The sequence below is a fragment of the Mesorhizobium sp. dw_380 genome (assembly GCF_018588885.1).
Lineage (GTDB): Bacteria > Pseudomonadota > Alphaproteobacteria > Rhizobiales > Rhizobiaceae > Mesorhizobium.
Window position 1 is genome coordinate 22997 of record NZ_JAFFIW010000034.1, and the last position, 17586, is coordinate 40582.

At 63.7% G+C, this 17586-nt stretch carries 18 protein-coding genes; 12 read left to right on the plus strand and 6 right to left on the minus strand.

From position 1 onward, the window contains the following. The first annotated feature begins 20 nt into the window (after window positions 1–20). The 4 genes from pgeF (at window position 21) to JT360_RS25420 (ending at window position 3817) form a co-directional block, all read left to right on the plus strand. Complete coding sequence (gene pgeF, locus JT360_RS25405; protein WP_214475040.1) at window positions 21–815, plus strand: peptidoglycan editing factor PgeF; 795 nt, start codon at window positions 21–23, stop codon at window positions 813–815. Then, window positions 815–1966, plus strand: coding sequence for a M24 family metallopeptidase (locus JT360_RS25410; RefSeq protein WP_214475042.1), 1152 nt, complete (start codon window positions 815–817; stop codon window positions 1964–1966). The genes pgeF and JT360_RS25410 overlap by 1 nt, the downstream gene beginning before the upstream one ends. A 43-nt stretch (window positions 1967–2009) precedes the next feature. Next, the gene (locus tag JT360_RS25415) at window positions 2010–2651 is read left to right on the plus strand and encodes a hypothetical protein (RefSeq protein WP_214475044.1); all 642 of its coding nucleotides are present in this window, start codon (window positions 2010–2012) and stop codon (window positions 2649–2651) included. A gap of 230 nt (window positions 2652–2881) precedes the next feature. Continuing rightward, entirely contained in the window at window positions 2882–3817 is a 936-nt protein-coding gene (locus JT360_RS25420; RefSeq protein ID WP_015316090.1) for a ribose-phosphate pyrophosphokinase, read from the plus strand. A gap of 78 nt (window positions 3818–3895) precedes the next feature. Here the strand turns inward: JT360_RS25420 and JT360_RS25425 are convergent, their stop codons facing one another. Then, the gene (locus tag JT360_RS25425) at window positions 3896–4780 is read right to left on the minus strand and encodes an AraC family transcriptional regulator (protein ID WP_214475046.1); all 885 of its coding nucleotides are present in this window, start codon (window positions 4778–4780) and stop codon (window positions 3896–3898) included. A 170-nt stretch (window positions 4781–4950) separates the two neighbouring features. On the opposite strand from JT360_RS25425, the gene JT360_RS25430 reads away from it, so the two are divergent. After that, window positions 4951–6189: an MFS transporter gene (locus JT360_RS25430; protein ID WP_214475048.1), complete on the plus strand. Its 1239-nt coding sequence runs from the start codon at window positions 4951–4953 to the stop codon at window positions 6187–6189. A 64-nt stretch (window positions 6190–6253) separates the two neighbouring features. Here the strand turns inward: JT360_RS25430 and JT360_RS25435 are convergent, their stop codons facing one another. Beyond that, entirely contained in the window at window positions 6254–7111 is an 858-nt protein-coding gene (locus JT360_RS25435; protein WP_214475049.1) for an alpha/beta fold hydrolase, read from the minus strand. Window positions 7112–7259: 148 nt separating this feature from the next. On the opposite strand from JT360_RS25435, the gene JT360_RS25440 reads away from it, so the two are divergent. From JT360_RS25440 to ychF, 4 genes are all read left to right on the plus strand, one after another. Beyond that, window positions 7260–7688, plus strand: coding sequence for a MarR family winged helix-turn-helix transcriptional regulator (locus tag JT360_RS25440; RefSeq protein ID WP_214475051.1), 429 nt, complete (start codon window positions 7260–7262; stop codon window positions 7686–7688). A gap of 239 nt (window positions 7689–7927) precedes the next feature. After that, window positions 7928–8572: a 50S ribosomal protein L25/general stress protein Ctc gene (locus JT360_RS25445; protein WP_214475053.1), complete on the plus strand. Its 645-nt coding sequence runs from the start codon at window positions 7928–7930 to the stop codon at window positions 8570–8572. A gap of 23 nt (window positions 8573–8595) precedes the next feature. Then, complete coding sequence (gene pth, locus JT360_RS25450) at window positions 8596–9345, plus strand: aminoacyl-tRNA hydrolase (RefSeq protein ID WP_214475055.1); 750 nt, start codon at window positions 8596–8598, stop codon at window positions 9343–9345. A gap of 95 nt (window positions 9346–9440) precedes the next feature. After that, window positions 9441–10544 (plus strand): redox-regulated ATPase YchF, encoded by a 1104-nt coding sequence (ychF, locus tag JT360_RS25455; protein WP_214475058.1) that lies wholly within the window; start codon window positions 9441–9443, stop codon window positions 10542–10544. Window positions 10545–10604: 60 nt separating this feature from the next. Here ychF and guaD read toward each other — a convergent pair whose 3' ends face one another. Further along, window positions 10605–11969, minus strand: a complete 1365-nt coding sequence (gene guaD, locus JT360_RS25460; RefSeq protein WP_214475059.1) for a guanine deaminase — start codon at window positions 11967–11969, stop codon at window positions 10605–10607. A gap of 135 nt (window positions 11970–12104) precedes the next feature. Between guaD and JT360_RS25465 the strand changes: the two genes are divergently transcribed. From JT360_RS25465 to JT360_RS25475, 3 genes are all read left to right on the plus strand, one after another. Continuing rightward, window positions 12105–13439, plus strand: a complete 1335-nt coding sequence (locus tag JT360_RS25465) for a uracil-xanthine permease family protein (protein ID WP_214475061.1) — start codon at window positions 12105–12107, stop codon at window positions 13437–13439. Window positions 13440–13595: 156 nt separating this feature from the next. Next, a complete protein-coding gene (locus JT360_RS25470; RefSeq protein WP_214475063.1) occupies window positions 13596–14066 on the plus strand; it encodes a MaoC family dehydratase in 471 nt (156 codons plus the stop codon). Further along, window positions 14063–14533, plus strand: a complete 471-nt coding sequence (locus JT360_RS25475) for a MaoC family dehydratase (RefSeq protein WP_214475064.1) — start codon at window positions 14063–14065, stop codon at window positions 14531–14533. The genes JT360_RS25470 and JT360_RS25475 overlap by 4 nt, the downstream gene beginning before the upstream one ends. Window positions 14534–14607: 74 nt before the next feature. On the opposite strand, the gene JT360_RS25480 is transcribed toward JT360_RS25475, so the two are convergent. The 3 genes from JT360_RS25480 to JT360_RS25490 form a co-directional block, all read right to left on the minus strand. After that, the gene (locus JT360_RS25480; protein ID WP_214475066.1) at window positions 14608–15153 is read right to left on the minus strand and encodes an adenine phosphoribosyltransferase; all 546 of its coding nucleotides are present in this window, start codon (window positions 15151–15153) and stop codon (window positions 14608–14610) included. Window positions 15154–15338: 185 nt separating this feature from the next. Continuing rightward, window positions 15339–16484 carry an alpha-hydroxy acid oxidase gene (locus JT360_RS25485; protein ID WP_214475068.1) on the minus strand — a complete coding sequence of 382 codons (1146 nt, stop codon included), beginning with the start codon at window positions 16482–16484 and terminating at the stop codon, window positions 15339–15341. A 168-nt stretch (window positions 16485–16652) separates the two neighbouring features. Beyond that, entirely contained in the window at window positions 16653–17348 is a 696-nt protein-coding gene (locus JT360_RS25490) for an acid phosphatase (RefSeq protein ID WP_214475070.1), read from the minus strand. Between the last annotated feature and the right edge of the window lie 238 nt (window positions 17349–17586).

Consider the following 17586-nt stretch of genomic DNA (forward strand, 5'->3'; position numbering starts at 1 on the left):
ACACGGACAACAACGCCCGCATGCTGAATCAGACCAAACCGGATCCCGTTCGGTCGCCGCTGCTGGACAAGGCGCAGGCACAAGGCATCCGCCACGGCTATTTCACCCGCACGGGCGGCGTCTCGACCGGCATCTACCAGGGCCTCAACATCGGCACGGGATCGGATGACGACCAGGCGCTGGTGGCGCAGAACCGCGCCCGCGTCGCCGCCTGGATGGGCGTGCCGGCGAACCATCTGTTGACCGCCTGGCAGGTCCATTCCCCCGACGTCGTCGTTGTGAGCGGACCCTTTGCCGGCGAACGCCCCAAGGCCGACGCTATCGTCACTGACCAGCCGGGCATCGCCATCGGCGCCTCGACGGCCGATTGCGGCCCAGTGCTGTTCGCGGATGCCGGGGCGCGCATCATCGGCGCCGCGCATGCCGGCTGGAAGGGCGCCTTTACGGGCGTGCTCGAAAACACCATTGCCGCCATGGAAAGCCTCGGCGCCCGGCGCGAAAACATCGTCGCGGTGCTCGGCCCGTCGATCGGCCCCGAAAACTACGAAGTCGGGCCGGAATTCGTCGCCCGCTTCGTCGAGGCCGATGCGGAAAACAACATTTATTTCAGGCCTTCGGCACATGCCGGCCACGCCATGTTCGACCTCAACGGCTACACGGTCGACCGGCTGACAAGGGCTGGCGTGACGGCCGAGGGTCTCGGCCGCTGCACCTATGCCGAGGAAGATCTGTTTTACTCCTACCGGCGCACCACGCACCGCGGGGAATCCGATTACGGCCGGCAGGTTTCGGCAATCGTTTTGGAGAGGGAATAATGGCGCTGCATTTTGAACGATCGGAATTTGACGCGCGGCGCGACCGGCTGATGATCGAGATGGCCGAGAAGAAGCTCGACGCCATCCTGCTGTTCGCGCAGGAAAGCATGTACTGGCTGACCGGCTACGATACGTTCGGCTTTTGCTTCTTCCAGTGCCTGGTGGTGAAGGCCGACGGCTCGATGGTGTTGCTCACCCGCTCGGCCGATCTGCGCCAGGCGCGCCAAACCTCGATCATCGACGACATCGTGCTGTGGACCGACCGCGATGGCGCCAATCCGGCGGTCGACTTGCGCAATCTGCTCAACGATCTCGACCTGCTTGGCGCCCGCATCGGCGTCGAATACGACACCCATGGGCTGACCGCCTACAATGGCCGCCGGCTGGACGAGCAGTTGCAGACCTTCGGCCAGATCGCCGACGCCTCCGGCATCGTCGGCCGGCTGCGTCTGTTCAAGAGCCCGGCCGAGGTCGCCAAGGCTGAGAAGGCCGCCAACCTCTCCGACGATGCATTGGACGCGGCCTTGCCGCTGATCAAGCAGGGTGGCGACGAAGCCCTGATCCTGGCCGCCATGCAAGGCGCGATCTTTGCCGGCGGCGGCGATTATCCGGCCAACGAGTTCATCATCGGCTCCGGCGTCGACGCGCTGCTGTGCCGTTACAAGGCCGGCCGCCGCAAGCTCACCAAGAACGACCAGTTGACGCTCGAATGGGCAGGTGTCTTCCACCACTACCACGCGCCGATGATGCGCACGGTTCTGACCGGCAAGGTCTCGAAGCGCCACCAGGAGCTGTTCGACGCGGCTCGCGCCGCCCTTCTAGCCGTCGAAAAAGCGATGACGCCGGGCAGTAGTTTCGGCGACGTGTTCGACGCGCATGCCCGCACCATGGAAACGCACGGCCTGACCAAGCACCGGCTGAACGCCTGCGGCTACTCGGTCGGCGCCCGTTTCACCCCATCCTGGATGGACATGCCGATGTTCTACCAGGGCAACCCTGAGCCGATCGCGCCGAACATGACGCTGTTCGCTCATATGATCATCATGGATTCCGAGACCGAGACGGCAATGACGCTTGGCCGCACCTACCTGACCACCGAATCGCAGCCGAAGCCGCTCTCCCGCCATGATCTCGACTTGATCGTACAGTGAATCCATAATGGGAGGCGTTCTTCGCCAAGGAGTTAGAAGGCAAATGAGACGATCGCACGTGACGACCGTGTCATTGCTTGTGGCATTGGCTCTGGCTGCCTGCACCAACGCAAAGGACGTTCTCGAACCTTCCGCCATCACCCCGCCGGCGGCCTCGGGGCAGACCGCGCCGGCAGCCCAGGGCAGCGCGGCGGCCACGGCTCCCGCGACGTCGGCAACCGCGCCTGCCAACACCACCGCCGGCGCCCCCGTGACCGCTGCCGCGCCGCTCACTTCAGCCCAAAGCGCTGCCATCCTGTCGAAGACCCGGCTGCAGATCGCGCCGATCGTCGGCGCCTCGGTGGAAGCCGCCACGCCGTTGACGGCGGAATTGCAGGCGCGGGCCAAGCAGCGCGGCATCACGCTGGCCGGCAGCCAGGACCAGGCCGCGACCCATGTGCTGAAGGGCTATTTCTCGGCCATCTCGGAAGGCAAGGACACCACCGTCATCTACGTCTGGGACGTCTACGACCCCGCCGGCAACCGCCTGCACCGCATCAACGGCCAGATGAAGGCACCTTCGGTCAATTCCGGCGGCGGCGGGGGCACTGACAGCTGGAAGGCGGTCTCATCAGCCACCATGCAGGCGATCGCCGACCAGACCATCGACCAGTTCGCGGCGTTTCTGGGCGGCAAGGCGGGTTAGGGCATCGGACCCAAGAGTGGAAACGGTTTTGGGAAAATCCGATGCGCAAACGAGAAGAGGGAGCAGCGGCGGGACTCCGCTGCTTCCTGTTGCCTGCCGGTGATGGTGTCCAGCTTCCTGGGATTAGCCGGCGGATTCCCGCTTGCAATACCGGCGCGGGCCGCTAAAAGCCCGGTTAACAGGTACAGGCGAGTCCGTCAGGTCTCTCCATCCTCCACCAGGAACGGTGCATGAAACTCTTCGCGGGCAATTCCAACAGGGTGCTGGCCGAAGCGGTCGCCCGCTATCTCAACGTCCCGCTGGGCAAGGCCAGCGTCAGGCGCTTCGCCGACCAGGAAATCTTCGTCGAAATCCAGGAAAACGTGCGCGGCGAGGATGTCTTCATCCTGCAGTCGACTTCATTCCCGACCAACGATCACCTGATGGAACTGCTCATCATGATCGATGCCTTCATGCGTTCGTCGGCCAAGCGCATCACGGCGGTCATTCCCTATTTCGGTTATGCAAGGCAGGACCGGCGCGCCTCCGGCCGCACGCCGATCTCGGCCAAGCTGGTCGCCAACATGATCACCCGCGCCGGCGTCGACCGCGTTTTGACCCTCGACCTCCATGCGGGCCAGATCCAGGGCTTTTTCGACATCCCGACTGACAATCTGTTCTCGGTGCCGGTGATGGCCCGCGACGTGAAGGCGAAATACAAACAGCTCGGCAATGTCGTGGTGGTGTCGCCCGACATTGGCGGCGTGGTGCGGGCGCGTGCGCTGGCCAAGCGCTTCGATGCGCAACTCGCCATCGTCGACAAGCGCCGTGAGCGTCCAGGCGAATCGGAAGTCATGAACATCATCGGCGCGGTCGCCGGCAAGGATTGCCTGCTGATCGACGATATCGTCGATTCCGGCGGCACGCTGTGCAATGCCGCCGATGCGCTGCTGGCCAACGGCGCCACCAGCGTCACCGCCTACATCACCCACGGTGTGCTGTCGGGCGGCGCTGTCGCTCGCATCAGCGGCTCGAAGCTGCAGGAACTGGTGATCACCGATTCCATCCAGCCGACGCAAGGCGTGCTCGACGCTCCCAACATCCGCGTCATCTCGATCGCCGACCTGATGGGCGAAGCCATCTCGCGCACGGCGACCGAGGAATCGGTGTCCAGCCTGTTCGACTAAACTCTTTGTGTTGACGCAATTCCGGACGGAAAGCCGCTTCACACTTTTCCTGGAATTGCTTCAGACCGCGACCCGCCGTTACGGCGCCGGGCTTTCCAGGCGAACCGGGCCGATCAGGCGACGAGCGACCTCGACGCTTTCGCGTGCGCCGCGCATATAGCCGCGCGGCGAGGTCCCCAGCATGCGCTTGAACATGGTGATGAAGGCCGGCACGCTGTCATAGCCCAAGTCGAGCGCCACCCTGGTGATCGGCTCGCCATCGGCCAGCCTCGGCAGCGCCGCGAACAGGCAGGCCTGCTGGCGCCATGTCGACAGCGACAGGCCGGTCTGCCGCTGGAAGGCGCGTGTGAACGAGCGCCGGCTCATGCCGACGGCGTCGGCCCACTCGTCGATCGTCGCGTGCGGCGAGGGTGCGGCGACGAAGCGGCGGCACAGCGCCGCGAGCCTCGGATCGGACGGGAACGGCAGGCCGAGCGGACGTTCCGGCAGGGTCGGGATTTCGTGCAGCAGAAGACTCATGATCAGCCCGCCGCGGCCTTCCAGTTCGCCGCCCTGCGGCAGCTTTTCCGATTCCACGATCAGGCTGTGCATCAGGTCGGTGACGCCGACGACGCGCAGGCCTTCCGGTAGCCCGGCGATCGCCTGCGGCATGACATAGACGGAGCGCATCGAGACATCGCCCAGCATCTCGACGGAATGCTCGATGCCGGCCGGGATCCACATTGCGTGGTCGGGCGGCACCATCCAGCGCCCATGGCGTGTCGTCACCAGCACGACGCCGACCAGCGCATGCAGCAGCTGGCTGCGGCTGTGGCGGTGCAGCGGCACATGGTAGCCGTCGGGATATTCGGTCGGCAACGCCACCACTGGCCCGACAGCCTGTTCGAGCCATTGCCAGCGGCTCTGGTGCAACCGCCCCAATTCGGCGGCGTCACCTCTGAATATCTCCCTGCCATGCGGCATCGGCTATGGCCCACTTGCGAAACTATTGGACCAAACCACGAAAGAAGTCGCCTTGCAAGCAGCTTATAAGGCTGCCTGCGGGAGCATCTCGCCACACACTCTCCCTGGGCGGGAACGCCCCGCCGCGTCATCCTACGGTACCGCCGCCAAAAAAGACCACGGAGCCTATCTTGACCGATACGACAGCCGCCAGCGTCGCGACACCTGCGAGCGCCAGTCACGCTTCAGCCCAGGCGACGGCCTTCACCGTCATCCTGGCGGTGAGCCTGTGCCACTGCATCAACGACATCATGCAGTCGCTGCTATCGGCTATCTATCCCTTGCTGAAACAGAATTACGGCCTCGACTTCTGGCAGATCGGCCTGTTGACCTTCACCTTCCAGGTCACGGCATCCCTGCTGCAGCCGATCATCGGCATGGTCACCGACAAGCGGCCGATGCCCTATTCCCTGCCCTATGGCATGGCCTCGTCGCTGATCGGCCTGGTCGTGCTGGCCTATGCCGGCCACTATTACCTGCTCTTGATTGGCGCTTCGCTGATCGGCATCGGCTCGGCGATCTTCCATCCGGAATCCTCGCGCATCGCGCGCTTTGCTTCCGGCGGCCGGTTTGGCCTGGCACAGTCGCTGTTCCAGGTCGGCGGCAATTTCGGCCAGTCCATGGGCCCCTTGCTGGCGGCCTTTATCGTCGTGCCCTTCGGCCAGACCAGCATCGCCTGGTTCGCTGTCGGCTCACTGATCGGCATCGTCGTGCTGTGGCAGGTCGGCGGCTGGTACAGCCGCCTGCGCGCCGCGCAAGGCAACCGCAAGGCGGCAAGCTTCGTCTCGCCCTTCCCGCGCCGCAAGGTGATGTGGGCTTTGGCGGTGCTGACCCTGCTGGTGCTGACCAAGAACGCCTACATCGCCAGCCTCGCCAGCTACTACACCTTCTATTCCATCCATAAGTTCGGCGTGTCGGTGCAGATGAGCCAAGTGATGCTGTTCCTGTTCCTCGGCGCCTCGGCGCTGGGCATCCTGCTCGGCGGCCCCTTCGGCGACCGCTACGGACAGAAGGCGATGATCTGGTTCTCGATCGTCGGCGTGCTGCCCTTCACGCTGGCGCTGCCCTACGCCAACATGGAATGGACGATGGTGCTGACCGTGCTGATCGGGCTGATCCTGTCGTCGGCGTTCTCCAACATCGTCGTCTTCGCGCAGGAACTGGTGCCGGGCCGCGTCGGCATGATCGCCGGCATCTTCTTCGGCTTCGCCTTCGGCGTCGGCGGCATCGCGGCCGCCGTGCTCGGCGTCGTCGCCGACATGAAGGGCATCGACTTCGTCTTCCAGATCTGCTCGTACCTGCCGTTCCTGGGACTGCTAACGGTGTTCCTGCCCAACATGAGGGAAGCCCGGAAGGCAGTGGCCGCTTAGACCCTCTGAGCTGTATGCGCAAAAGCACCCGCCTGATGGCGGGTGCTTGACGATCTCGAACAGTCTAGGCCTTGAAGAAGGCCAAGAGGTCGGCGTTGATGACATAGGCGTGAGTGGTCGCCATGCCATGCGGAAAACCCTTGTAGACCTTGAGCTCGCCCTTCTTGAGCAGCTTGATCGACAGCAGCGCCGAATCGGCGATCGGGACGATCTGGTCGTCGTCGCCATGCATGACCAGCACCGGCACGTCGATTGCCTTCAAATCCTCGGTGAAGTCGGTCTCCGAGAAGGCCTTGATGCAATCATAATGCGCCTTGGTGCCGCCCATCATCCCTTGGCGCCACCAATTGTCGATGACGCCCTGCGAGACCTCGGCGCCCGGACGGTTGAACCCATAGAACGGACCGGCCGGAACGTCGCGGAAGAACTGGGCCCGGTTGGCAGCCTGGGCGGCGCGGAAGCCGTCGAACACCTCGATCGGCAGGCCGCCCGGATTGGCAGTTGTCTTGAGCATGATCGGCGGCACAGCGCCGATCAGCACCGCCTTGGCGACACGGCCGCCGGCGCCGTACTTCGCGACATAACGCGCCACCTCGCCGCCGCCGGTTGAGTGGCCGACATGGATGGCGTTCTCGAGACCAAGATGCGCCGTGAGTTCGGCCACATCGGCCGCATAGGTGTCCATCTCGTTGCCGATATCGGTCTGGGTCGAGCGGCCGTGGCCGCGGCGGTCATGGGCAATGACGCGATAGCCTTGTGCCAGGAAGAACAGCATCTGGGCGTCCCAGTCGTCGCTGCTCAGCGGCCAGCCGTGATGGAAGACGATGGGCTGACCGGTTCCCCAGTCCTTGTAGTAGATCTGCGTGCCGTCCTTGGTGGTGATCGTGCCGCTGCCCGAGCCAGACTTTGTCTGCGAAGCCATCTCAATCTCCTTTGATTGTTATTGCGATAAATAATATCGCGACATCAATACCGCTAACGCAGCTCGAAGGCCTTGTCCATAAAAATATGTATCGCGATATCATTTTTCGTGGTATGCATTTTGTGATTAATCGGCAAAGGAATGCGTCGTGCCTCTCCCGTTGGACAATCAGCTCTGCTTCACGCTCTACGCCACCAGCATGGCCATCAACCGCACCTACAAGCCAATGCTGGACGAGATGGGGATCACCTATCCGCAATATCTCGTGCTCAACGCACTGGGTGAGGCCGACGGCATGTCGGTCGGCACGGTCGCGCACCGGCTCGCCCTGGAATCGAGCACCGTCACACCGCTGGTGAAGCGCATGGAACAGGCCGGGCTGGTGACCCGCCAACGCAGCCAGACCGACGAGCGCCAGGTGCAGGTTGACCTGACCTCAACCGGGCGCGCCCTGCTTGTCCAGTGCAACTGCCTGAACGAAACCTTGATCGAACGCTCGGGCATGACGTCGGCTGAACTCGACGTGCTGAACCGGCAGGTCCAGGCGCTGCGCAATGCGCTGGGCGGCGACCGGTAGTCAGAACCTGTTCCCGACCACCGCTTGCACCCCTGCCCGCCTTCGGCTATAGAGCCGCCACCCGCGTAGACACCCTTGGAGGCAACGCGGCGGAAGGCTGCCTTCCCCTTGTGATCCCGAACAAAGGTCCGCGTATGCGGCCGCCGGCATTCGGACATCCAGGACCGGCCGCTTTCGACGTTTACGGTTCAGGCAATTTGCCCGCCGCGAACGCTCCATAACACGCGAAAGGAAAAGCCATGAGCCACGATACTTACGAGCTCAAGGCCGAAGCGCGCGAACAGGTCGGTAAGGGGTCCGCCCGTGCAGTTCGCCGCAACGGTAAAGTGCCTGCAGTAATCTATGGTGACAAGCAGCCTCCCCTGGCCATCGCTCTCACCTACAAGGACATCTACTACAAGATCCATGGCGGTGGGTTCCTGACCACGATCGCCACGATCGATGTCGACGGCAAGAAGATCCAGGTCCTGCCGAAGGACTTCCAGCTCGACCCGGTCAAGGATTTCCCTGTCCATGTCGACTTCCTGCGCATCGGCAAGGACACCGAGGTCAATGTCGACGTGCCTGTCCACTTCATCAATGAGGACAAGTCGCCCGGCATCAAGCGCGGCGGCGTGCTCAACATCGTGCGTCACGAAGTCGAGTTCCACTGCCCGGCCAATGCGATCCCGGAGTTCATCACCATCGATCTCACCGGCACCAACATCGGCGATTCGATCCACATTTCGGCAATCAAGCTGCCGGCCGGCGTCAAGCCGGTGATCTCCGACCGCGACTTCACCGTCGCGACCATTGCCGGTTCGTCGGCGATGAAGCCGGAGACGGAAGAGACCGCCGAAACGGCGGCACCTGAAGCGGCGGCACCTGTCGCCGAAGAGAAGTAACTTTTTCACGCCTGGAGCGGACGATGCTTGTCTTTGCAGGCCTCGGCAATCCGGGCGCGAAATACGCTGATAACCGGCACAATGTCGGCTTCATGGCGGCGGACGCAATCGCCCGCCGCCATTCCTTTTCGCCCTGGTCGAAGAAATTCCAGGGCCTGATCGCCGAGGGCACGCTTGGCGGCGAAAAGATCATCCTGATCAAACCGCAGACCTTCATGAACCTGTCCGGCCAGTCGGTCGGCGAAGCGCTGCGCTTCTACAAGCTCTCCCCCTCCGACCTCACAGTCTTCTACGACGAGATCGATCTTGCCGCGGGCAAGGTTCGGGTCAAGGTCGGCGGCGGCTCCGGCGGCCACAACGGTATCCGCTCTCTCGACCAGCACGTCGGCAAGGATTATCGCCGTGTACGCATCGGCGTCGGCCATCCCGGCGTCAAGGAGATGGTGCATGGCCATGTGCTCGGCGACTTCGCCAAGGCCGACCGCGAATGGCTGGACGTGCTGCTCGACACGATAGCCGACGATGCCGGATTGCTGGCCAAGGGCGACGACAATTCCTTCATGAACCGGGTGACGCTGGCATTGCGCGACAAGCTCGTGCCGACCGGCGACGACGACCGCCCGCCACCTAAGGCACCCAAGGCACCGAAGGCCCAGAGCCCAAAAGCCCAGAGCCACATCCGCCAGGCGCGCCCGCAACAGGCGCCCGCCAAGCTGCCGGAGACCGGCCCGATGGCCGCCATGCTGAAGAAACTGTTCGGCGGCAAGGACTGAGCTTCGACAGGATCAAGGCCGCGGGGCTTGACGTTGATCACCCCGATCGCCCATAGCCCTCCTCAAATTTCGCTTTTCCCGATAGGACTGACACAATGGGTTTCAAATGCGGCATCGTTGGCTTGCCCAACGTCGGCAAGTCGACGCTTTTCAACGCGTTGACCAGGACGGCGGCGGCACAGGCCGCCAATTATCCGTTCTGCACCATCGAACCGAACACCGGCGAGGTGGCGGTTCCCGATCCGCGCCTGCAGAAGATCGCCGCGATCGGCAAGTCGAAGGAGATCATCCCGACCCGCATCTCCTTCGTCGACATCGCCGGCCTGGTGCGCGGCGCCTCCAAGGGCGAAGGCCTGGGCAACCAGTTCCTCGCCAACATCCGCGAGGTCGACGCGATCGTGCATGTGCTGCGCTGCTTCGAGGATGACGACATCACCCATGTCGAGGGCCGCATCGACCCGGTCGCCGACGCCGAGACGGTCGAGACCGAGCTGATGCTCGCCGACCTCGACAGCCTCGAGCGCCGCATCGTGCAATTCCGCAAGCGCGCCTCGACCAAGGACAAGGAAGCGACGACCGTATTGCCGATGATGGAGGCCGCACTCGAGCTGCTGCAGGCCGGCAAGCCGACCCGCATCCTGCTCAAGGGCATCTCGGCGGAAGACCTGCGCATCCTGCAGGGGTTGAACCTTCTGACTTCGCACCCCGTCCTCTATGTCTGCAACGTCGCCGAAGCTGATGCCGCCACCGGCAACGAGCACACCAAGGCAGTGGAGAAAATGGCCACCGCGCAAGGCGCCGGTACCGTGGTCATCTCGGCCGCGATCGAGGCCGAAGTCGCCCAGCTCTCGGACGAAGAAGAGATGGAGTTCCTGTCCTCGCTCGGCCTCGACGAGCCTGGCCTGAACAAGGTCATCCGCGCCGGCTACGATCTATTGCATCTCATCACCTATTTCACCGTCGGGCCCAAGGAGACGCGCGCCTGGACCGTGCACAAAGGCGACAAGGCACCGCAGGCCGCCGGCGTCATCCACACCGATTTCGAACGCGGCTTCATCCGCGCCCAGACCATCGCCTACAATGACTTCGTCACGCTGGGCGGCGAAGTGGCGGCCAAGGAAGCCGGCAAGGCGCGCGACGAAGGCAAGGAATATGTCGTCCAGGACGGCGACATCATGCTGTTCAAGTTCAACACATGATGTGACGGAGAACGTGCCGCCAATGGCAGCGTGACTTCGATCGGGCTGGCCCCAAGCCGGCTACTGCCCCACCACCGTCCGGCCGCTCACCCACACAGTGGCGATGTTGGCCCGCGCCGCATTGAGCACGATCTTCTGGAAGACATCGTCAAGCGTGTCGTCGGCCGGGTTGATATTGATGTTCGAGGCGCTTGCCCGCGCATCGATCAGCAGCGCGTCGAATTCGTGGCCGACGCGAAAACTGCCCGTCGGCAGGTCGAGCGCTTCCGCGCCGCCGGCGGTGGCCAGCCAGAACGCCTCCTGATGCGTGATCGGCTCGCCGGGCGCGCCGCGCTGCTCTGGCTGCAGGCCGGCATGCACGCCGCTCTGCAGCGTTCTCGACGCCGACAGCGCATGCCGGCAGCCGTCGAACAGCGACGGGCTGTAGCCGCCCGAAATATCCGTCCCCAGCCCGACATGCATGTGCCGGTCGAGTGCCGCACGCAACGGAAACACGGCGTTGGCGAAATAGACATTGGATAGCGGGCAATGGGCGACGCCGGCGCCCTTCTCCCTGATCAGCTCCATGTCCTGCTCGTCGACGAAATTCGAGTGCGCCAGGATCGTGTGGCGGGTGAGCAGGCCGAAACCGTCGAGGCTTGCCGCATCGGTTTGGCCGAAGCGCTCTTCCACGAACTGCTTTGCCCAGTCGCTCTCCGAACAGTGCGTCTGGACGTGGCAGCCGAATTCGGTTGCGAGCTCCCCCAGCCCTTGCAGCGCCGCATCCGTGCAGCTTGGGATGAAGCGGGGCGTGATCACCGGCTGGACCAGCGGCCTGTCGCCGGGATCCATTGACCTGACCGCCTCGATGAAGCGCCTGGTGTCAACAACAGCGATTGCAGCATCGGCATCGCGATAGAAGGGCGGGCACTGCTCGGGATCGTCCATCGCCACCTTGCCGACCAGGGCGCGCTGGCCCTTTTCGAGGCAGATCCCGGCAAGCGCCAGGCTCGCTTCGACATGGACGGTTGCGAAATAGAGTGCCGTGGTTGTGCCGTTGGCCAGAAGATTGTCGACCAGATCGGCATAGACCTCACGGGCATAGTCGACGTCGGCATAGCGCGCCTCGAGTGGAAACGTGTATTTCTGCAGCCAGATTTCGAGCGGCACGTCCAGCGCCTTGCCCATCTGCGGCCATTGCGGCGCATGGATGTGCAGGTCGATCAGGCCGGGCAGCAGGAACTGGCCCTCGGCAAGCTGCACAAGCTTGCCCGCCTGACCCGCATCGCTCTTGCGCGTCGCATAGTCCGGATGACCGGGCGCCAGGATCTCAGCGATGCGCCCCTGAGCGTCGATGCTGAACAGGTGATCCTCCAGCACCTCCAGCCTGCCGCGCTCCGGCGTGTGGAAGGCGGTGCCGAGCAAAGTGAAGGGCGCTCTCGTCATGTGTCGCTCCGGTGGCACTGCCGCGTGAGACGGCCATCGTGTGGCCTAGAAGAAAACAGTTGGCAAACTTTTGCACGGCTGTCCTTTGGCGCCGACTGATCCCATGATCGGCTGGGGATTTCCAGAGGGGACATCATGGAACGCGTTGCGCCAGAAATCACTTTGATCGCCCAGCCGGACGATCCGTTGCCCCTGGGCAAGGCCGCCCTGCTCGGCCTGCAGCACGTGCTGGCGATGGACGTCTACATCGTGCCGTTCATCATTGCATCGGTGCTTGCCTTCAGCGTCGGCGACGCCGGCGCCTTCATCCAGTCGGCCTTCGTGGCGGCGGGCATCGCGACGCTGATCCAGTCGCAGCTGCTGATGCGGCTGCCGGTCGTGCAGGGGCCGTCCTTCGTTCCGATCGGCGCAGTGTTGGCCATCGCCTTCGGCGCCGGCGGCGGCATAGGCGGGCTGTCGGCCGTGATCGGCGCGCTCATACCCGGCGCCATATTGGTCATGCTGCTCGGATCGCCGACAAAGCTCTTCCACCGCCTCGTCAACCGCTTCGTGCCGCCCATCGTCGGCGGCGCCATCATCATCGTCGTCGGCGTCGCGCTGATGCCGGTGGCGCTCAAGGAGAGCGTGTTCGCCGTCCACGGCACCGCCACCGTCGGCGGCAACATCATCCTTGCCTTCATCGCCGCGGCGGTGCTCGTCGGCTGCATGCTGACCGGCATGACGCTCGGTGCGAAAGGCGCCTGGCTGCGCCTGCTCTCCGTCATCATCGCGCTTGTGGCGGGCAGCGTGGCGGCCGCCTTCATGGGCCAGCTGGACATGACGGGCGTTTCTGCCGCGACCTGGTTTTCCATGCCGCGCATTGCGTTTCTCAATCTCGACGTGACGTTCTCGCTGTCGGCGACGCTGACGATGCTGATCGTCTACATCGTCGTCCTCGCCGAGACCACCGGCACCTGGTTCGCGGTCGGCGCCGTTATCGACAAGCCGCTGTCGGATGAACAGCTCGACAGGGGCGCCACCGGCGAAGGCCTCGGCTGCCTGGTCAGCGCACTGCTCTGCAGCACGCCGGTGACCGGCTACTCGTCCAACGCCGGCATCATCGCCATCACCGGCATTGCCAGCCGTGCCGCCTTCGCCGCGGCCGGCATCTTCCTGGTTCTGTTCGGCCTGATCGGCAAGCTGTCGGCGGTCATCGCCTCGATACCGGGGCCGGTCATCGGCGGCGTCTTCGGCGTGCTGTGCGTCGTCATTGCCATGAACGGTTTTCGCGTCGTGCGCGGCACGCCGCTGACCGAGCGGAACATGCTGGTCATCGGCCTGCCGATCCTGATGGCGCTGTTTGCCACGCTGGCGCCTCCGGATTTCGTCAAGACGCTGCCTGACATCGTGCAGTATATTCTAGGCTCATCCATCGCCTTCGGCGCGGTCTGGGCCATCGTGCTGCACCAGATACTGCCGAACGCCCGGTAGGGGCATTGGGAGGCCGGGCACCAGGACCCAGCCTCCCGCCGGCGGCCGCTCCCCTCACGCTGGCTTACCAGAAAGGACTTGACCAAATCGCCCGCGGCCTGCATCCGGGTTTGCCGATCCATGCGGATCGCGCGTTCTGCAACCGGATTCCAGACCATGACCGGAAAGACATGGGCCTACGAGGATTTCGTCGAGGGTGCTTCGTTCAACCTCGGCACCAAACAGGTGAGCGCGGCCGAGATCGTCGAGTTCGCCAGCGAATTCGATGCCCAGCCGATGCATCTTGACGAGGAAGCCGGCAAGGCCAGCATCCTGGGCGGCCTCTCGGCTTCGGGCTGGCACACCTGCGCCATGTTCATGCGCATGCTATGCGACGCCTTCCTGCTGGACTCCACCTGCCAGGGCGCGCCCGGCGTCGATCACGTCAAGTGGAAGAAACCGGTTCTGGCCGGCGATACGCTGAAAGGCAGCCTGGTGGTCCTGGCCAAGCGCCCGTCCCGGTCGAAGCCGCAACTCGGCTTCGTCACCATGCGCAGCGAACTGGTCAACCAGCGTGGCGAAAGCGTATTCGAGCTTGAGAATTCCGCCATGTTCCTGACGCGGGATGCCGCGAGGTCTCAGGCATGACCCTGGACGAATTCTTCCGCATCGGCACCACGGTGACGCTGGGCACGCACACATTCGAGCCGGCGGCGATCAAGGCGTTCGCCCGCAAATACGATCCGCAGATCTTCCACATCGACGAGGAGGCCGCCAGGAAGAGCGTGCTCGGCGGTCTCTGCGCCTCCGGCTGGCACACCGCCGCCACCTGGATGAAGCTCAACCTCGCAGCCGGCATGGATGCCGGGGGCGCCAGCTGGAACGGCCCTGGCCCGATGCCCGAATTCGGCCCCTCGCCCGGTTTCAAGAACCTGAAGTGGCTGAAGCCGGTCCATGCCGGCGAGGCCGTCACCTTCACGCGCACGGCGCTTTCCCACCGTCCAATCGCCTCACGCCCCGGCTGGCGTCTGCTGGCGCTGCGCTGCGAGGCTTTCGCCTCGGCCGGCGACAAGGTGTTGGAGTTCGAGAGCGCCGTGCTGGTGAAGGTGGAGTAGGTTCCTCCTTCTCCCCGTTTACGGGGAGAAGGTGCCCGAAGGGCGGATGAGGGGCGGCACCAGCGCTGGTGTTTTCAATGTCCCTCGAACCCGATCAGTGTTCGCACCGGCACGCCAAGCGCCTCGAGCTTCTGTCGTCCACCCAGATCCGGCAGGTCGATGACGAAGCAGGCGGCCAGGATATCGGCGCCGATCTGGCGTAGCAGCTTGACCGCCGCCTCAGCCGTGCCGCCGGTGGCGATCAGGTCGTCGACCAGGATCACCTTCTCGCCAGTGGCAACGCCGTCCTTGTGCATCTCCATTTCGTCCAGCCCGTACTCCAGGCTGTAGGCGACGCGCACCGTCTCATAGGGCAGCTTGCCCTTCTTGCGGATCGGCACGAAGCCGGCTGAAAGCTGGTGGGCGACGGCACCGCCCAGGATGAAACCGCGTGCCTCGATGCCAGCGATCTTGTCGACCTTCTGGCCGGCATAGGGATGAACCAGTTCGTCGATGGCCCGGCGGAAGGCGCGTGCGTTGCTGAGCAGCGTGGTGATGTCGCGAAACAGGATGCCAGGCTTGGGATAGTCCGGAATGGTGCGGATCGAGGCCAGCAGCGTGTCTTCGAGCGAAGGTTTCATGAAGGCGGCTCCGGATAGTCCAGCGGGCAGGTGTGAAACGGCGCGGGGACCAATCGTAACCCGACCCGATCGACAACGGCTAGCGCGATGTGGCGGCTGAGACAAGCCGCATCCGGCAAGGGATTGATCTCGCCGGCCCAGCCATCTTCCGCATCCGCATGATCCGCGACGGCCCGCCCGGCCGACTATCTGAAACGGAGATTGGCGCGCGACAATTGTCCGATCGAACTGCAGCCCATCAGCTTCATGTCGCGTTCGACCTCGACCCGCATCTGCTCAAGCGCCCTTTCGACACCCAACTGGCCGGCCGCCGCCAGAGGAAACATATAGTAACGGCCGATGCCAACAGCCTTGGCCCCGAGCGATAGTGCCTTCAGCACATGGGTACCGCGCTGTACGCCACCATCCATGATGACGTCGATCTTGTCGCCGACAGCATCGACGATCTCGGCAAGCTGGTCGAATGCCGCCCGCGAGCCATCCAGCTGCCGCCCGCCATGGTTGGACAGTACGATGCCGCTGCAGCCGATATCGACGGCGCGTCTGGCATCCTCAACCGACATGATGCCCTTGAGGCAGAACGGACCTGACCACTGCCTGACCATCTCGGCGACATCGTCCCAGGTCATCGACGGATCGAGCATCTCGGTGAAGTAGCGGCTGATCGACATCGTCCCGCCGCCCATGTCGACATGTTCGTCGAGCTGCGGCAACTTGAAGCCCTCATGGGTGAAATAGTTGATTGCCCAAGCCGGCTTCAGCGCGAACTGCGCCATGCCGGCAAGGTTGAGTTTGAAGGGAATGGCAAAGCCAGTGCGCTTGTCGCGTTCGCGATTGCCCCCGGTGATGCTGTCGACGGTCAGCATCATCACTTCTACGCCAACCTGCTTTGCCCGCTGCATCATCGCCCGGTTGAGGCCGCGATCTCGGTGGAAGTAGAACTGGTAGATCTGCGGGCTACTGCTGATCCTGCGCACCTCCTCGAGGCTGACGGTGCCGAGCGTGGAAACACCGAACATCGTGCCGTATTTGGCTGCGGCTTTGGCGACCGCCCTCTCGCCCTGATGGTGGAAAAGCCGCTGCAGGGCGGTCGGCGAGCAATAGAACGGCATAGCCAATTTCTGGCCCATGACGGTCACCGACATGTCGATCTCGCTCACCCCGCGCAGGACGTTGGGGACTAGGTCACAGCTTTCGAAACTTGCGGTGTTGCGGCGATAAGTGACCTCGTCATCGGCCGCGCCATCGATGTAATTGAAGATCGGCCCCGGCAGCCTTCGCTGCGCCATCCGTCGGAAATCGGAAAAATTGTGACAGTCGCTGAGCCGCATCATCGATTTCCAAGGCCATGGCTGACGAAGCCTTTGCCGCCGTTGGAATATCAATCAGATGCGGCTATGCCAACGGACTAATTGCTGAGCTCCCCTAGAGAACGGCCGTGATCATGAAAAGGGGCGCCCGAAGCGCCCCTCTCTGCAGAGATGGATTGCCGACGAAAGCTACATGCCGAGGTCGGCCCGCAACTCCGCCCTGGCCACTTCGTATTCGGCCTTGAAGTCGTCCCGGTTGAGCAGGACCGCGGCAATGACGCTGCCCGAGATTTTGCCCATCTCGACGTCGGATGGATAGTGGATGCCGCCGACAACGCGGTTGTGGGCGTATTCGGCCGCGCGCGCCATGATCTCGGCGCGCTTCTCCGGAACCATGTCGGCCAGGATGATGCCCATCATGGTGCCGACGGTAGCGTGGCCGGACGGCCAGGAACCGGAGCTCGACAGCTTCACCGCCGGCTTGACGACGTCGCTGAGCTGGTGCGGACGCGGACGCTTCCAGACATCCTTGGCCGGGTCGACGACGGCGCCTTCGGTGGCCACGACGCGATCGAAGAAGGCGCTGAATTTGGGCAACGTCTCCTTGTTGAAATTCGGCCCCATGACGTCGGCGAAGCGCCACACATTCTCCTCGGCATCGGCGACCGCGCGGGCTTCCATCTCAGGCGTGCGGGTCACCTGCAGCGTCAGCACCTCGCCGAGTTCCGCCTTGGTCTCAGCCGAATCGTTCGCGGGAGGTGGCGGCAGGATCACCGTCAGGTCGATATCCTTGTTGGTGACGAACGGCTTTGCATCTTCAGCCTGGGCGGCCGAGCCGATGACCAGCAGCAGCAGACCAGCCGCCAGCGACGCGTATTTCTTCATGGGTGCGAATCCTTTGTTGGAATAACGCAAGATCGCCCCATGCGGTGACGGCCATGTGACATGACTCCCAGAATCAAAAAGGGCGCCTCTTGGCGCCCGTGCATGACCGTATTGCCGTCAGAACGGCTTAAGGCCTGTTGAGATTCAGGTCAGGCCGAGTCGAAAACGATGGCTTCCGAGAACCGGAGCGGAGCGTACTTAAAGTACGTGAGCACCGGCCTACGCCGGCCGTAGCCTT

Coding starts and splice junctions, on each gene's coding strand:
- pgeF (WP_214475040.1), top strand. CDS start 21: ATGCTGAATCAGACCAAACCGGATCCCGTTCGGTCGCCGCTGCTGGAC.
- JT360_RS25410 (WP_214475042.1), top strand. CDS start 815: ATGGCGCTGCATTTTGAACGATCGGAATTTGACGCGCGGCGCGACCGG.
- JT360_RS25415 (WP_214475044.1), top strand. CDS start 2,010: ATGAGACGATCGCACGTGACGACCGTGTCATTGCTTGTGGCATTGGCT.
- JT360_RS25420 (WP_015316090.1), top strand. CDS start 2,882: ATGAAACTCTTCGCGGGCAATTCCAACAGGGTGCTGGCCGAAGCGGTC.
- JT360_RS25425 (WP_214475046.1), bottom strand. CDS start 4,780: ATGCCGCATGGCAGGGAGATATTCAGAGGTGACGCCGCCGAATTGGGG.
- JT360_RS25435 (WP_214475049.1), bottom strand. CDS start 7,111: ATGGCTTCGCAGACAAAGTCTGGCTCGGGCAGCGGCACGATCACCACC.
- JT360_RS25445 (WP_214475053.1), top strand. CDS start 7,928: ATGAGCCACGATACTTACGAGCTCAAGGCCGAAGCGCGCGAACAGGTC.
- pth (WP_214475055.1), top strand. CDS start 8,596: ATGCTTGTCTTTGCAGGCCTCGGCAATCCGGGCGCGAAATACGCTGAT.
- ychF (WP_214475058.1), top strand. CDS start 9,441: ATGGGTTTCAAATGCGGCATCGTTGGCTTGCCCAACGTCGGCAAGTCG.
- guaD (WP_214475059.1), bottom strand. CDS start 11,969: ATGACGAGAGCGCCCTTCACTTTGCTCGGCACCGCCTTCCACACGCCG.
- JT360_RS25465 (WP_214475061.1), top strand. CDS start 12,105: ATGGAACGCGTTGCGCCAGAAATCACTTTGATCGCCCAGCCGGACGAT.
- JT360_RS25470 (WP_214475063.1), top strand. CDS start 13,596: ATGACCGGAAAGACATGGGCCTACGAGGATTTCGTCGAGGGTGCTTCG.
- JT360_RS25475 (WP_214475064.1), top strand. CDS start 14,063: ATGACCCTGGACGAATTCTTCCGCATCGGCACCACGGTGACGCTGGGC.
- JT360_RS25480 (WP_214475066.1), bottom strand. CDS start 15,153: ATGAAACCTTCGCTCGAAGACACGCTGCTGGCCTCGATCCGCACCATT.
- JT360_RS25485 (WP_214475068.1), bottom strand. CDS start 16,484: ATGCGGCTCAGCGACTGTCACAATTTTTCCGATTTCCGACGGATGGCG.
- JT360_RS25490 (WP_214475070.1), bottom strand. CDS start 17,348: ATGAAGAAATACGCGTCGCTGGCGGCTGGTCTGCTGCTGCTGGTCATC.